The organism is Glycomyces algeriensis (genome assembly GCF_027622855.1).
GTDB lineage: Bacteria > Actinomycetota > Actinomycetes > Mycobacteriales > Micromonosporaceae > Glycomyces > Glycomyces algeriensis.
The window spans coordinates 1-14,394 of sequence record NZ_JAPZVR010000003.1; the positions used below are offsets into that span (position 1 = coordinate 1).

Annotated in this window: 14 protein-coding genes and 1 rRNA gene; 6 read left to right on the forward strand and 9 right to left on the reverse strand. The window is 68.4% G+C overall.

Annotation, left to right across the window (positions count from 1 at the left end):
• Positions 1–70 (reverse strand): 16S ribosomal RNA (locus O2L52_RS06245); the annotation flags it as partial.
• A gap of 670 nt (positions 71–740) precedes the next feature.
• On the opposite strand from O2L52_RS06245, the gene O2L52_RS06250 reads away from it, so the two are divergent.
• A complete protein-coding gene (locus O2L52_RS06250) occupies positions 741–1,166 on the forward strand; it encodes an OsmC family protein (protein WP_270114481.1) in 426 nt (141 codons plus the stop codon).
• Between the two features lie 203 nt (positions 1,167–1,369).
• On the forward strand, positions 1,370–2,662 hold the full coding sequence (locus tag O2L52_RS06255) for a KamA family radical SAM protein (protein WP_270114482.1): 1,293 nt from the start codon (positions 1,370–1,372) through the stop codon (positions 2,660–2,662).
• 62 nt (positions 2,663–2,724) lie between these two features.
• Here the strand turns inward: O2L52_RS06255 and O2L52_RS06260 are convergent, their stop codons facing one another.
• Complete coding sequence (locus tag O2L52_RS06260; RefSeq protein ID WP_270114483.1) at positions 2,725–3,471, reverse strand: NAD(P)H-dependent oxidoreductase; 747 nt, start codon at positions 3,469–3,471, stop codon at positions 2,725–2,727.
• Positions 3,472–3,602: 131 nt separating this feature from the next.
• Here O2L52_RS06260 and O2L52_RS06265 point away from each other — a divergent pair, with 131 nt between their 5' ends.
• Positions 3,603–4,469, forward strand: coding sequence for a helix-turn-helix transcriptional regulator (locus tag O2L52_RS06265; protein WP_270114484.1), 867 nt, complete (start codon positions 3,603–3,605; stop codon positions 4,467–4,469).
• 61 nt (positions 4,470–4,530) lie between these two features.
• Here the strand turns inward: O2L52_RS06265 and O2L52_RS06270 are convergent, their stop codons facing one another.
• From O2L52_RS06270 to O2L52_RS06280, 3 genes are all read right to left on the reverse strand, one after another.
• On the reverse strand, positions 4,531–5,436 hold the full coding sequence (locus O2L52_RS06270) for an NAD(P)-dependent oxidoreductase (RefSeq protein ID WP_270114485.1): 906 nt from the start codon (positions 5,434–5,436) through the stop codon (positions 4,531–4,533).
• A complete protein-coding gene (locus O2L52_RS06275) occupies positions 5,433–6,296 on the reverse strand; it encodes an NAD(P)-dependent oxidoreductase (protein WP_270114486.1) in 864 nt (287 codons plus the stop codon). Before O2L52_RS06275 ends, O2L52_RS06270 begins: the two co-directional genes overlap by 4 nt.
• Before the next feature lie 63 nt (positions 6,297–6,359).
• A complete protein-coding gene (locus tag O2L52_RS06280) occupies positions 6,360–7,289 on the reverse strand; it encodes an NAD(P)-dependent oxidoreductase (protein WP_344473092.1) in 930 nt (309 codons plus the stop codon).
• Between the two features lie 88 nt (positions 7,290–7,377).
• Here O2L52_RS06280 and O2L52_RS06285 point away from each other — a divergent pair, with 88 nt between their 5' ends.
• The gene (locus O2L52_RS06285; RefSeq protein WP_344472650.1) at positions 7,378–7,716 is read left to right on the forward strand and encodes a winged helix-turn-helix transcriptional regulator; all 339 of its coding nucleotides are present in this window, start codon (positions 7,378–7,380) and stop codon (positions 7,714–7,716) included.
• Positions 7,717–7,779: 63 nt separating this feature from the next.
• Here O2L52_RS06285 and O2L52_RS06290 read toward each other — a convergent pair whose 3' ends face one another.
• The 4 genes from O2L52_RS06290 to metH form a co-directional block, all read right to left on the reverse strand.
• Positions 7,780–8,304, reverse strand: a complete 525-nt coding sequence (locus O2L52_RS06290) for a DUF2087 domain-containing protein (protein WP_270114489.1) — start codon at positions 8,302–8,304, stop codon at positions 7,780–7,782.
• Positions 8,305–8,350: 46 nt separating this feature from the next.
• Positions 8,351–8,983 (reverse strand): HAD family hydrolase, encoded by a 633-nt coding sequence (locus tag O2L52_RS06295; protein WP_373897065.1) that lies wholly within the window; start codon positions 8,981–8,983, stop codon positions 8,351–8,353.
• Between the two features lie 204 nt (positions 8,984–9,187).
• Positions 9,188–9,745, reverse strand: coding sequence for a thymidine kinase (locus tag O2L52_RS06300; RefSeq protein ID WP_270114491.1), 558 nt, complete (start codon positions 9,743–9,745; stop codon positions 9,188–9,190).
• A 90-nt stretch (positions 9,746–9,835) separates the two neighbouring features.
• Positions 9,836–13,375 carry a methionine synthase gene (gene metH, locus O2L52_RS06305; protein ID WP_270114492.1) on the reverse strand — a complete coding sequence of 1,180 codons (3,540 nt, stop codon included), beginning with the start codon at positions 13,373–13,375 and terminating at the stop codon, positions 9,836–9,838.
• Positions 13,376–13,477: 102 nt separating this feature from the next.
• Here metH and O2L52_RS06310 point away from each other — a divergent pair, with 102 nt between their 5' ends.
• Together O2L52_RS06310 and O2L52_RS06315 are read left to right on the forward strand one after the other, a co-directional pair.
• A complete protein-coding gene (locus tag O2L52_RS06310) occupies positions 13,478–13,609 on the forward strand; it encodes a hypothetical protein (protein ID WP_270114493.1) in 132 nt (43 codons plus the stop codon).
• Positions 13,610–13,657: 48 nt separating this feature from the next.
• Positions 13,658–14,296 (forward strand): pyridoxamine 5'-phosphate oxidase family protein, encoded by a 639-nt coding sequence (locus tag O2L52_RS06315; protein WP_270114494.1) that lies wholly within the window; start codon positions 13,658–13,660, stop codon positions 14,294–14,296.
• The last annotated feature ends 98 nt before the right edge of the window (positions 14,297–14,394 follow it).

Below are 14,394 nucleotides of genomic sequence, written 5' to 3' on the forward strand. Positions count from 1 at the left end.
TCCGTTCGACTTGCATGTGTGAAGCACGCCGCCAGCGTTCGTCCTGAGCCAGGATCAAACTCTCCAACAAAAACCTGTTGCGCACCACCCTCTCGCGAGAATGGCGACTTGGTAGGTGTCGAAGCATGTCCTGACCGATTTTCAACGGGACACCAAGCAAGTGTCCCAAGGAAAAGACAGTCAAAAACAGTACCGATCAAGCAGCGCTGAAACCTTGTCCAGCACACTCAATCAGCCCGCACGCTGACCATCCAAACACCCTGTTGAGTTCTCAAACAACACGCCAACCCAGAACGATCCTCATAAGGATTCGGCCTCAGCCGGAGCAACCCGAACAACATTACTAGTCTCAATCCGCACTGTCTAACTGGGGGTCATTGACCCTCGTCACATGCGATTGAGCCTCTATGGAGTCTCAGGTGATCCCCGCGTCTCGATCTCGGACCGCGCCAGCGCTCTTCAGAGCTTGTCGCGTGCCTCCGTGATCTCCGGACCGGCCTCGTTTTCCTCGGCTGTTCCGTTCCCCCGCGGGCAAAGACAAATATACACACCCTCGAAGGGGCCGAAACCAGGGGGGTCACCTCGCGTTCAACGATACGCTTGACCAGCGGAGACATCAAGATCTTCCGGAAAGTCGGCGGCGGCGTGGTGCGCCCGGCCGCCGACGCGGACCGTCTCCTCGGCACCGCTTCTGCTGTTAGCCTGCGAGCGAAGGAACTCCGACTCGTATAGGAGAAGGCATGTCAGCCACTCGCAATGCAAGCACTCGTTGGACCGGCGACCTCCAGGAAGGCAACGGCGTCACCAGCTTCCTGTCGTCGGGCCTGCCGGACACGCCGGTGACCTGGGCGGCGCGCGCGAACAACCCCGAGGGCAAGACCAGCCCGGAGGAGCTCATCGCGGCGGCGCACACCTCCTGCTTCTCCATGGCGTTCTCAGGCGCCCTGTCGAAGGCCGGGTACACCGCCGACGAGATCAACACCGAAGCCGCCGTCACCTTTAAGCCGGGCACGGGGATCACGGACATCGTCCTGACCGTCCGCGCCTCGATCCCCGGGATCGACAACGACGAGTTCCAGAAGATCGCGCAGGGCGCCAAGGAGAACTGCCCGGTGAGCCAGGCACTGAAGGCGGTCCCGATTTCCATTGAGGCGACGCTGGGTTAGGGTCGTCACAAACGACTGAAAATTTCATATCCACGCACAGTGTGCGCGAAAGCATCGGGTGCACCATCCGTGGTCGAAACGCCACGGAGCCGAACGCGGGCTTCGCCTGCGGAGCGGCACGGTGGTCGTTGGTTTCGCGCACTTGTTTGTAACCAGGCCCGCCTGCCCAGTTGCAAACCGACATCGCAGAGGAGGGGGTTCTCGTGACTGCTCCTGAAAACACCGGTAGGCGGTTCCACGCCTACACCATCCGCCACCTGGACGAGTTGCTCCAGAGAGCGCCGCTGACCGAGGAGCAGCGGCTCCGGACCCGGGCCGTGGCGTCCGTATTGCCGTTCCGGACGAACGCCTATGTCGTCGACGAGCTCATCGACTGGGACGACCCGTTCGGGGACCCGATGTTCAGGCTGGTCTTCCCGCAGGAGGACATGCTTCCCGTCGAGGACGTCGACCACATTGCGGGCCTGCTCCAGAACGACGCCTCCAAGCAGGAGGTGACCGCCGCGGCCAACCAGATCCGGTTCAAGCTCAATCCGCATCCGGCCGGGCAGCTCGCGCTGAACATCCCGAAGGCCGGCGAGGAGCCGATCCCGGGTCTGCAGCACAAGTACCGCGAGACGGTGCTGTTCTTCCCGCAGCAGGGCCAGACCTGCCACGCGTACTGCACCTACTGCTTCCGCTGGGCGCAGTTCGTGGGCATCGCCGACCTGAAGATGGCGAACAACGACGTCGAGCAGTTGACGGGCTACGTGCGGGACCACCCCGAGGTGAGCAGTGTGCTGCTCACGGGCGGGGACCCGATGATCATGGGCGAGCCGGTGCTGCGGCGGTACATCGAACCGCTGCTCGAGATGGAGCACGTGGAGTCGGTGCGGATCGGTTCGAAGGCGCTGGCCTACTGGCCGCAGCGGTTCGTGTCGGACCCCGACGCGGACGACACGCTGCGGCTGTTCGAGCGGGTGGTGGCTTCGGGCAAGAACCTGGCGTTCATGGCGCACTTCTCGCACCAGAAGGAGCTGGACTCCGAGATCGTGCGGGAGGCGGTGCGCCGCATCCGCGCCACCGGTGCGGTGATCCGGACGCAGGCGCCGCTGATCAGGACGATCAACGACGACGCGGAGCAGTGGGCGGGGATGTGGAGGACCCAGCACAAGCTGGGGATGATCCCGTACTACATGTTCGTCGAGCGCGACACCGGGCCGCAGGACTACTTCTCGGTGCCGCTGGTGCGGGCGTGGGAGATCTTCCGCGACGCGTTCAGCCAGGTGTCGGGGTTGTGCCGGACCGTGCGGGGTCCGTCGATGTCGGCCACGCCGGGCAAGGTCGCGGTGGACGGGGTCGTGGAGATCGGCGGGGAGAAGGTGTTCGCGCTGCGGATGCTCCAGGCCAGGGATCCCGACCTCGTGGGCCGTCCGTTCTATGCGAAGTTCGATGAGAACGCGGTGTGGGTGGACGACCTGAAGCCGGCGTTCGCCGACAAGTTCCCGTTCGAGTAGTGCGGTAGGAAGCGAAAGTCAGGGCCGGAGCGGCGTCGCCGCTCCGGCCCTTTCGGGTGCGGCTAGCCCGCGATGTGCAGAGCGAAGCCGGTGGTGCCCTCGGCTTCGCGGCCGGGGATGAGGCGCTTGTGCTCGTCGTAGTCCTCGGACTGCTTGCGGTAGGCGATCGGCTCGGTCTCGGCGACGGCTTCGAGGCGCTCGCGCAGGTGCTTGGTCACGTCGGCGTACTCGGCCTGCCAGCCGGCGCCGGTGACGACCACGGGCGGGAGGACCTCCATTCCCGTGTAGAAGAGGATGCCGTGCTGGATCGGGAAGAGCAGGTCGTTGATGTCGCCGTTCACGCCCCGGTCCGAGAGGTGCGACTCGGCGGCGCCGGTGGTCACGACGACCATGGCGCGCTTGCCCTTCAGGACGCCGTCGCCGAAGCGCGGCCAGTCGCGGGAGGGGCTGTAGCCGAAGCCGTTGGTGAACACCCGGTCGAACCAGCCCTTCATGATCGCCGGAACGGTGTACCACCAGAGGGGGAACTGGAAGAGGACGAGGTCGGCTTCCAGGAGCTTCGCCTGCTCGGCCTTGATGTCCGGAGCAATCGTGCCCTTCGCCCAGGCTTCGCCGGCGGCGGCCATGAAGTGCTCGTTCTCGGTGGGGCCGAAGTCGTCGTAGTCGGCGACGGCCTTCCAGTTCATGGCGTACAGGTCGGAGACGGTGACGGTGTGGCCGAGGCCTTCGAGGGTCTGGACGGCCTCGTCGCGGAGCGAGGCGTTGAACGAGCCGTTGTGCGGGTGGGCGTAAACCAGGTGGGTTCTCATGCGGACCATGCTGCTGCGGTTTCGCAGGGGCTGCCAGACGTCTGTTCGACCTGGGGTCGTTCGACCCTAGGACTGACAGACCTAGGCACTCGTCGGAGTTCCCGGCGATACTTGCCGCGGAGGTTTGCGTGATGACGCCTGATGCGACAGAGACCCGGAAGACCGAGATCCACAAGCTCGAGGACGTGGTCGACCTGGGGAAGTTCCTGCAAGCGCGGCGTGCACGCGTGAACCCCGGCGACGTGGGGCTGCGGGAGGACGCGCGGCGGCGCGTGCCCGGCCTGCGGCGGGAGGAGCTGGCGCTGCTGGCCGGGGTGAGCGTGGACTACTACACGCGCCTGGAGCAGGGCCGGGCGAAGCACCCGTCGGACCAGGTGCTGGACGCCGTGGCGCGGGCGCTGCGCCTGGACGAGACGACGCGGGCGCACCTGCACCGGCTGGCCGGGAACTCCCGGTTGAGCCCCATGCAGGCCAGCGCGGGGGTGCGGCCGTCGCTGCAGACGATGCTCGCGGCGATCGACGGGTTCCCGGCGCTGATCATGAACCACCGGCAGGACGTGTTGGCGTCGAATCGCTTGGCGCGCTTGCTGTACGGCGGGTTCGGGTGGGATCTGGAGGCGAATCCGAACTTCGTGCGGCTGCTGTTCGACGATGATTCGCGGGAGTTCTTCCCTGATTGGGAGTCGGTGTGCTCGTGGGAGACGGTGGCGCAGTTGCGGAAGATGGCGGCGCTGTTCCCGGATGACACGGCGATGACGGGGCTGATCGGCGAGTTGTCGGTGCGGCACCGGTTCTTCGCGGAGTTGTGGGCGCGGGCCGAGGTGAAGGACTGCAATATCGGGTCGGTGCGGTTCGACCATCCGATGGTGGGGCTGCTCGAGCTGTACAAGGACCAGTTCCGGGTGGCGGACGGTTCGGGGCAGATGCTGGTGACGTTGACGGCGTCGCCGGGTACTGACGATTACGACAAGTTGGCGCTGCTCGGGGGTGCTGGGTGATCCCGGGATCGCCCAGTACCCCCTAGGGGCGGACCGGTAGCCGGTCCGCCCCTGGCGGTGCTTATTTGATGGTGAGCTGCTCGATGACGCTGATCCAGTCGGCGGTGCTGCGGCCGGTGGCGGTGAGTTCGTCGAGGCGCCTGGCGAGCGGCTCGAGGGCGTCGGCGCTGACGCCCTGTTCGCGGGCGGCGGTGATGAGCGAGCCGACGGCGGTTCGGGTGAAGTCGACGCTTTGGCCGGCGCTGTAGTCGCGGTGTTCGATGAGGGCGGCGTAGTGGGCGATGTGCGGGAGGAGCGCGCCGTTGTAGGCGATGACCTCTTGGGCGGTGGCCTCGGCGGAGACGCCGACGGTGCGCATCATGGCGGCGGCCTGGAAGTAGCCGTTGAACATCGAGTACATGGCGGTCAGCAGCGCCATGTCCTTGAGCGAGGCGCGGCCGGGGTCCGTGCCTTCGTACTCGGCGGTGCCGAGGGTCTCGAGGGCGGGTCTGGCGATCGCGTAGGCGTTCTCGTCACCGGAGTAGAGCAGTCTCGCCGCTGGTCCGCCGATCATTTCGGGGATGGCCATGATGGCGCCGTCGAGGTAGGTGATGCCGTGTTCGGCGGCCCAGGTCGCGGTGGTCTTGGCTTCGTTGGGCGTGGTGGTGGTGAGGTTGACGAGGACTTTGCCTTTGAGGTCCGCGGCGGCGGGTTCGAGGTTCGCGTGAATGCTGGCGTGGTCGAGGAGGACGGCGACGATGATGTCGCTTGCCTGGACGGCTTCGGTGATGGTGGCGGCGGCGGTGGAGCCGGCTGCGGCGTGCGGTGCGGTCTTGGCGGTGGTGCGGTTCCAGACGGTGGTGGTGTAGCCGGTGTCGCGGAGGCGGGCGGCGATGGCCGAGCCCATGGCGCCGAGGCCGAGGATGCTGATGGTGCCCTTTGGCATGGTGGTTTCCTTTGTGTGCGTGGGTGTTGCGGTGGCGGTCATTGAATGGTGAGGCGTTCGATGATGCGGATCCAGTCGCTGTCGCCGCGGCCGGTGGCGGCGAGCTCTTCGAGGAGTTTGCGGTGGGGTTCGAGGAGCTGGGCGCTGACGCCCTGTTCGCGGCTGGCGGTGATGAGGGACTGGATGCCGAAGCGGTCGAAGTCGACGCTCTGGCCGCCGGTGTCGTAGGTGCCGCCGTCGACGATCGCGGCGAGTTCCCTGCCTTGGGGCAGCATGGCGGCGAGCCAGGCCTCGACTTCGGCGGCGGTGTCGGCGGCCGGGGTTCCGGTGGTGCGCATCATGGCGATGGCCTGGACGTAGCCGAGGAGCATGAGGTCCATGGCGGCGAGCAGGGCCATGTCCTTGAGTGAGGCGAGGCCGGGGTCCTCCCCCGCGTACTCGGCGGTGCCGAGGGTTTCGAGGATCGGGCGGACGGTGTCGTAGGCGTGCTCGTCTCCTGAGTAGAGGAGGCGGGCGTGGTGCTCGCCGATCATGGACGGGACGGCCATGACGGCGCCGTCGACGTAGGCGATGCCGTTGTCGGCGGCCCATGCGGCGGTTTCGCGGGCCTGGTTCGGTGTGGTGGTGACCAGGTTGACGACGGTCTTGCCGGTGAGTTCGGCGGCGTGCGGGGTGAGCTGCTCTTGGACGCTGGCGTGGTCGAGGAGGACGACGAGGACGGTGTCGGCGTCGTGGATCGCCTCGCTGATCGTGGCGGCGGTCTTGGAGCCGGCTGCGGCGTGCGGCGCGGTCTTGGCGGCGGTGCGGTTCCAGACGGTGGTGTCGTGTCCGGTGTCGCGGAGGCGGGCGGTGATGGCCGAGCCCATGGCGCCGAGGCCGAGGATGGTTGTGCGCGAGCCCATGTGGCTACTCCTTTCGGTAGAGCCGGGGTCGGGCTGGTGGACCGACCCCGGCTCGTGCCGTGTTCAGGCGGCGTTGCGGAGGATCTGGTAGACGGGGACGGGGTGCCCGGCCTTTTCGCTGGCGTCCAGGGCGCGCTGGTAGTGGTCCTGGACGGCGCGGGTGAGGGAGGCGTCGACGCCGACTTCCTCGGCGGCGTCGATGACGTGCTGGGCGCCGGCGTGCATCATCTTGAGGTTCGCGATGTCGCCCCAGCCGCCCTGCTTGGCGGCGGCACCGAAGAAGAGGGTGAAGTCGCGGTTGCTCTCGGTGCCGTTGCTGGCGAACTCGATGAACTTGTCGACGTCGCCGCCGCCGGCGTCGATGATCGCGACGGCCTGCTCCAGGGAGGTGAGGAACGCGTGGAACTGGGCGAGGCCGGCCTGGTAGTAGAGCTGGGCGAGGCCGTAGTCGTCGCCGAGGTACTCGACGCCGGGGACGAGGGTCTCGAGGAGCTCGCGGTGGGCCTCGTAGTCGGTCTCGGGGCCGCTGACGTAGAGGCGGGACGAGGCGTGCTTGAGGTCGTCGCTCTGGGTCATGTAGGCGCCGGTGACGAACGCGGCGCCGCGCTCGGTGACCCATGCGGCGCCCTTGCGGGTCTTCTCCGGGGAGTCGGAGGAGAGGTTGACGATGGTCTTGCCGGCGAGGTCGGCGGGGCCCTGCTCGAGGACGCCGTACATGGCGTCGTAGTGGATGAGGGAGAGCAGGACGACGTCGTTCGCGGCGATGGCCTCGGCGACGGTGTCGGCGGGTTTCGCGCCGAGCTCGGCGATCGCGTCGAGTTTGGGGCGGGTGCGGTTCCAGGCGGTGACGTCGTAGCCGGCGTCGAGGAGGACCTTGACGGTGGCCTGGCCCATGGGGCCCAGCCCGATGACGGTGACGGACTTCTTGTTGTACGCAGTCATGTTGTGCCCCTTGCGAAGTGATGTTCCCTGGGTGTTGCTGACGGGATCTATGTTCGCCGGGCCGGATAGGCTCTGCAAGACCGCACTTTCGGGTGGGGCTACTTACTTCGAGGTTCGAAATATGGCCGGGAGGGGTCCGATGGAGACGCAGAGTGACGCAGATCAAATCTGCGGGATGTCGCTCGCGATCGACGTGGTCGGCGGCAAGTGGAAGATGCACCTGATGTGGGTGCTGGCCGAAGGGCCCGTGCGGTTCGGGCAGATCCGCCGCAAGCTCGACGGCGTGAGCGAGAAGGTGCTGGCCGAGAACCTGCGGCAGCTGGAGGCGAGCGGGATCGTGCACCGGGAGCTGTACGCGGAGGTGCCGCCGCGCGTGGAGTACTCGCTGACGGCGCTCGGCGAGTCGCTGAACCGGGCGCTGGCGCCGCTGGAGGTCTGGGGCGACCTGAACCGCGAGGAGCTGGCCGAGCGGTTGTAGCCCTGAACGCAGTCGTCCCGCCTTCCGGTCCGGAGGGCGGGACGTCGTCGTTTCGGGGCCGGGTCAGATCGGCGGGGCCTCGCGGCGGCGGTACTCCCTGCCGCCCAGGGTGCGTTCGAGCAGCAGCTCGTCGACCATGTCGCGGCGCAGCTGGAGCGGGTCATGGTACTCGGCGGCGAGCGTCTCGGTGACCTCGGCTTCGGTGTAGACGCGGTCGAACGCGAAGCGGCGGCCCGCGATATCGCGCAGGAGCGCGACCCGGGTGCGGCGGTTCACCGGCATGACGCTGACCCGGCCGTTCGAGTACAACTGGGCCACTTCGGGACTGACGCCGGGCGGGGCGGCGGGGGCCGCGGCGCGGGCGGCCGCGGCGGCGTCCTTGAAGGCGTCGGGTGCGGCGCGGACCTTGCCGTCCTCGCGGGTGACGAGTCCGGCCTCGAAGAGGCGGACGAGGGCCTTCTCGGCGCGCGGATGGCGCGCTCTCAGGTCGGTGACGGTCGTGCCGGAGTCGGTGAGGACGATGTCGGCGAACACGCGCAGGCGTTCGGGGTCGGCCAGGGCTTTGACGATCAGGTGGCTTGGCTCCATCGGGACAGACTGGTGCGGACCGCCGCGCCCGTCAACGCGTTATCGGTTAGCCGAGGCTGCGCAGGTACGCCAGGTCGATGCCGCGGAGTGAGTCGAGGCGCTTGACGTCGAGGTCGACCGGGAGCTCGACGTCGCCCGGGACGGCCAGGGTGACCGCGCCGGCGGCCAGCGCGGAGCCGACGCCGGAGACGGAGTCCTCCACGACGACGCAGCGTTCGATGTCGACGCCGAGTGTCGCGGCGGCGCTGAGGTAGGGCCGGGGGTCGGGCTTGGGCTTCTCGACCTCGTCGCCGCAGACGGTGAGGTCGAAGTTCTCGGCGCCGACGTGGCCGATGATGATGTCCGCGAGTTCGCGCGGGGTGGAGGTGACCAGGGCGGTCGGGATGCCGGCGGCGCGGCATTCGAGGAGGAGTTCGCGGGCGCCGGGCTTCCACTCGACGCCTGCGGCGAAGAGCTCTTTCATGCGGGTGCGCAGCCAGGTCTGGCGGTGGGGGGCTTCGGTGAGGGGGATGCCGAGGCTGTCGAGGAGCATGACGACCGAGGCGTCCTCGTTGGTGCCGACCATGCGGGCGCGGACCTCGGGGTCGAGGGCGCCGCCGAGGAGGGCGGCGAGTTCTTCGACGCCGGTGTCCCAGATGATCTCGCTGTCGACGAGTGTGCCGTCCATGTCGAAGAGCACGGCTTGCGGGAACGCTTTCGCTTGGTCGGTCACGGTGTCAACAGTACGGGCGGGGCTGGTGGGCCGGTGCGCGTCGAGGCGGGCCCGCGAGGGGGCTCACACTGCGCGGCGGGGCCACGGGGGGCCTGCACGGTGCCGCCGGGTCCCGGGCCGGCCCATGCTGTCCGGCCGGGATGGAGGCGGTGCCGGCGGGCCGCGCCTGCGTCAGGCGAGGCCGGCGCGGTGGTGGCGGCGGCACAGGACGGTGTAGGAGTCCATGTCGCCGACTTCGACGAGGTCGCCGGAGAAGACCATGACGCCGTCGCGGAGGCGGGCGTTGTGGGTGCCGCGCTCGCCGCACCAGCAGTTGACGCGGACGGGGAGCTCTTCGACGCGGTCGGCGAGCTCGATGAGCCGCTGGGTGGCCGGGAAGAGGCGGCCGAGGAAGTCGGTCTTGAGGCCGAAGGCGTAGACGTCGAGTTCGAGGCCGTCGACGGCGTCGGCGAGGTGGTTGATCTGCTTGGGCGCTTCGAGGAACTGGACCTCGTCGACGATGACGTACGGGGGCCGGGTGGCGGCGAGGTCGTCGTAGATGTCGAAGCCGGGCTTGACCTCGCGGGCTTCGTGGCTGAGGCCGATGCGGCTGGAGACGACGCCTTCGCCGCCGCGGTCCATGGAGGTGTAGACGACGCCCTTGCCGCCGAGGGAGTGGTGGTATTGGAGCGCGAGGGTGGACTTGCCTGCGTCCATGACTCCGAGGTAGGCGACGAGTTCGTGCGACATGGCTCTATGGTGCCGGGCGGGTGGAGCGGGGGTGAACGCGGCCGCGGGTACGGTGCCCGGCGCCCTAACGGGACCGGGCACCTACCGGGGTCATTTGGCGTTGAAGTAGCTCGCCTCGGGGTGGTGCAGGACGATCGCGTCGGTGGACTGCTCCGGGTGGAGCTGGTCCCCTTCGGACAGTTCGACGCCGATGCGCTCGGCGCCGAGGAGGTCGACGAGGGTCGCTCGGTCGGCGAGCTCGGGGCAGGCCGGGTAGCCGAACGAGTAGCGGCAGCCGCGGAAGTCGACGTCGAAGTAGCCCTTGAGGTCGCCGGGGTCGGCGTCGGCGACGGTGCCGCCCGAGGGGAGGACCCATTCGCGGCGCATGCGCCGGTGCCAGTACTCGGCGAGCGACTCGGTGAGCTGCACGGTGAGGCCGTGCACCTCGAGGTAGTCGCGGTACGCGTTGGCCTGGAACAGCTCGTTGGTGTACTCGGAGACCTTGGAGCCCAAGGTGACCAGCTGCATGCCGAGGACGTCGAGCCGGTCGCCGTCCTTGGCGCGGAAGAAGTCCGCCAGGCACAGCCGCCGGCCCTGCCGCTGGCGGGGGAAGGTGAAGCGGGTGCGCTCGGAGTGGCCGTTCTCGTCGAGGACGACGAGGGTGTTGCCCTCGGAGTACGCCGGGAAGTAGGCGTACACGACCTTCGCTTCGAGGACGTTGTCCGTGGCGAGCCGGTCGAGCCAGTAGCGCAGGCGCGGGCGGCCCTCGGTCTCGACCAGCTCCTCGTAGGAGGGGCCGTCGCCGCGGGCGGGCTTGAGGCCCCACTGGCCGAGGAAGGTGGCGCGCTCGTCGAGCAGCGCGGCGTACTCGGAGGTCTGGATGCCCTTGACGACGCGCGAGCCGTAGAACGGCGGGACCGGGATCTCGACGTCGGTGGCGACGTTGGAGCGCACCGACGTGTCGTCCAGGTCCGGGAGGGTGTCGGCGACCATCGTGGCCTGCTTGGCGCGGCGTTCGCGCCGCAGGGCGATCTTCGCCTCCTTCTCGGCGTCGACGATGGGCACGCCGGTGCGGCGGGCGGTCATGACCTTGTTCATGAGGTCGAGGCCCTCGAACGCGTCGCGCGCGTAGTGGACCTGGCCGCCTTCGAACATCTCGCGGAGGTCGTCCTCGACGTACGCGCGGGTGAGCGCGGCGCCGCCGAGGAGGACCGGCCAGCGCGTGTGCATCGAGCGGGCCATCATCTCGGCGAGGTTGTCCTTCATGATGACCGTCGATTTGACGAGCAGGCCGCTCATGCCGATGACGTCCGCCGAGTGCTCCTCGGCGGCGTCGAGGATGGCGTTGATGGGCTGCTTGATGCCGAGGTTGACGACGGTGTAGCCGTTGTTGGACAGGATGATGTCGACGAGGTTCTTGCCGATGTCGTGCACGTCGCCGCGGACGGTGGCGAGCACGATGGTGCCCTTGTCGGCGGCGTCGGCCTTGTCCATGTGGGGTTCGAGGTGGGCGACGGCGAACTTCATGGCCTCGGCGGACTGGAGGACGAACGGCAGCTGCATCTGGCCGGAGCCGAAGCGGTCGCCGACGACCTTCATGCCCTCGAGGAGGTGGTCGTTGATGATGTCGAGGGGCCGCTTGCCGTTGGCGAGGGCCTCGTCGAGGTCGGTGTCGAGGCCGTTCTTGTCGCCGTCGATGATGCGCTGGGCGAGGCGCTCGTCCAGCGGGAGGGCGGCGAGGGCCTCGGCGCGGGCCTCCTTGGTGCCGGCGAGGCTGACGCCGTCGAAGATCTCGATGAGCTTCTGCAGCGGGTCGTAGTCCTCGGCGCGGCGGTCGTAGACCATGTCGAGGGCGACCTGCTTCTGCTCCTCGGGGATCGAGGCCATCGGCAGGATCTTGGAGGAGTGGACGATCGCGCTGGTCATGCCCGCTTCGACGCATTCGTGGAGGAACACGGAGTTGAGGACCTGGCGGGCGGCCGGGTTGAGGCCGAACGAGATGTTGGAGACGCCGAGCGTGAAGTTGACGCCCGGGTAGAGGCGGGCGATCTCGCGGATGGCCGCGATCGTCTCGATGCCGTCCTTGCGGGTCTCCTCCTGGCCGGTGGAGATGGGGAAGGTGAGGGCGTCGACGAAGATGTCCTCGATCTTCATGCCCCACGTGCCGGTGAGGTCGTCGATGAGGCGGGCGGCGACGCGGACCTTCCAGTCGCGGTCGCGGGCCTGGCCCTCCTCGTCGATGCACAGCGCGACGACGCCGGCGCCGTGCTCGGCGACGAGCGGCATCATCCGCTGGTAGCGGGAGGTGGGGCCGTCGCCGTCCTCGAAGTTCACGGAGTTGACGATGCATTTGCCGCCGAGGGCGTCGAGGCCGGCTTCGACCACGTTCGGCTCGGTGGAGTCGAGCATGATCGGGAGCGTGGAGGCGGTGGCGAAGCGGGCGGCGAGGACGTTCATGTCCACGGCGCCGTCGCGGCCGACGTAGTCGACGCAGAGGTCGAGGACGTGGGAGCCGCCGCCGGCCTGCTCGCGGGCGATCTCGACGCAGCGGTCGTAGTCGGCGGCGAGCATGGCGTCGCGGAAGGCCTTGGAGCCGTTGGCGTTCGTGCGCTCGCCGATGTTGAGGATCGAGGCGTCCTGCAGGTACGGGACGTGGTGGTAGGAGGAGGAGACGCCCGCTTCGATGACCGGGGTGCGCTCCTTCGGCTTGATCAGGTTCTCGGGGGCGCCGCCGAGGCGCGCGCGGACGGCCCTGATGTGGTCGGGGGTGGTGCCGCAGCAGCCGCCGACGAGGTTGACGCCGAAGTTCTTGACGAACTCCTCGTGGGCGTCGGCGAGCTCCTCGGGGGTGAGCGGGTAGACCGCGCCGTTCGGGCCGAGGGTGGGGAGGCCGGCGTTGGGCATGACCGAGATCGGGACCGGCGAGTGGCGGGAGAGGTAGCGGATGTGCTCGCTCATCTCCTCCGGGCCGGTGGCGCAGTTGAGGCCGATGAGGTCGATGCCGAGGGCGGCGAGGCTGGTCAGGGCCGCGCCGATCTCGCCGCCGACGAGCATGGTGCCGGTGGTCTCGACGGTGACCTGGGCGATGATCGGGACCTCGGTGCCGAGGGCGGCGTTGGCGCGCTTGGCGCCGATGACGGCGGCCTTGGCCTGGAGGAGGTCCTGGGCGGTCTCGACGAGGATGGCGTCGGCGCCGCCTTCGATGAGGCCGAGGACGCACTCCTCGTAGTGGTCGCGCAGGACCGCGAACGGGGCGTGGCCGAGGGTGGGCAGGCGGGTGCCGCCGCCCATGGAGCCGAGGACGAAGCGCGGCCACTCGGGGGTCGCGTACTCGTCGGCCTTCTGGCGGGCCAGGCTCGCGGCGGCGTGGGCGATCTCGCGGGCGCGGTCGACGATGTCGTACTCGACGAGGCCGCCGTAGTTGGCGTTGAAGCTGTTGGTCTCGACGCAGTCGGCGCCGGCGGCCAGGTAGGCGTCGTGAATGCCGAGGACGATGTCGGGCCGGGTCAGGCACAGGATGTCGGAGAGGCCCTCGTGGCCGTCGTAATCCTCCATCGTGGGGTCGAAGGTCTGCAGCATGGTGCCCATGCCGCCGTCGGCGATCACGACGCGGCGGCTCAGGACATCAAGGAAAAGACTGTTCGCAGACACGCGGTCAAGGGTACTTGGGAGTGCCGCTGTGTGGGAACTCGGTTTCACTGGATGGGCACTGGGTCGGTTGAAGATCACAGTCGGACGAATAGGATGCGCGGTATGGAACTCCTCCTCTTCTTCCCCTTCCTCCTGATCGCCGCCGGCGCCGTGTACTGGGCCGTGCGGCTGGGGGTGCGCGACGGCATCGCCGACGCCGACGAGCGCCGAGATCACGCTGGCCCTGAGGACTGAGCCAGGCGTAGCATCGGGTCGTAATGGCCCTCCCCCGAAGGGAACCAGATGGACTCGCTCGACAGTCACCTGTGGACCGAAGTGACCGACCCCGCCAAGCTCCGCGAGATCGTGGGCGAGGTGATGCCCCAGGCGGCCACCAAGGAGCGCGACAGGCTCCACCAGCGCGACCGCGAATGGCTCGCCGCCTCCCCCTACTGCGTGGTCGCGACCGCCGACGCGGCAGGCAACTGCGACGCCTCCCCCAAGGGCGACCCGGCCGGCAGCCTCGTGCACGTCCTCGACGACTCGACGCTCGCGATCCCCGAGCGCCGCGGCAACCACCGCGTCGACGGCTACCACAACGTGCTCGCGAACCCGCACGTCGGCCTGCTCTCGCTCATCCCCGGCCGGCGCGAGACGCTCCGCATCAACGGGCGCGCCCGGGTCGTCGCGGACGCGCCGTTCTTCGCGGACATGGTCGTCAAGGGCCACCAGCCGGTCCTGGCGCTCGTCGTCGAGATCGACACCATCTACTTCCACTGCGGCAAGGCCTCCATGCGGTCGGGCATCTGGAAGCCCGAGACCTGGACCTCGGACACGCTGCCCCGCCACGCGCAGCTGGTCAAGGAGACCCAGGTCGTCGACGCGACCCTGGAGCAGCTCGTGGACAAGTACGGCCCGAAGTACGAAGCGGAGCTGTACTAGCGGCCCCTTACCCGCCGATCCGGACACGGCGGGCTCTTTCACCGAATCGTGCAAGCCCCGAATTTTGTTCCCTAATCTGAGATCGCGGTAATCGCAGC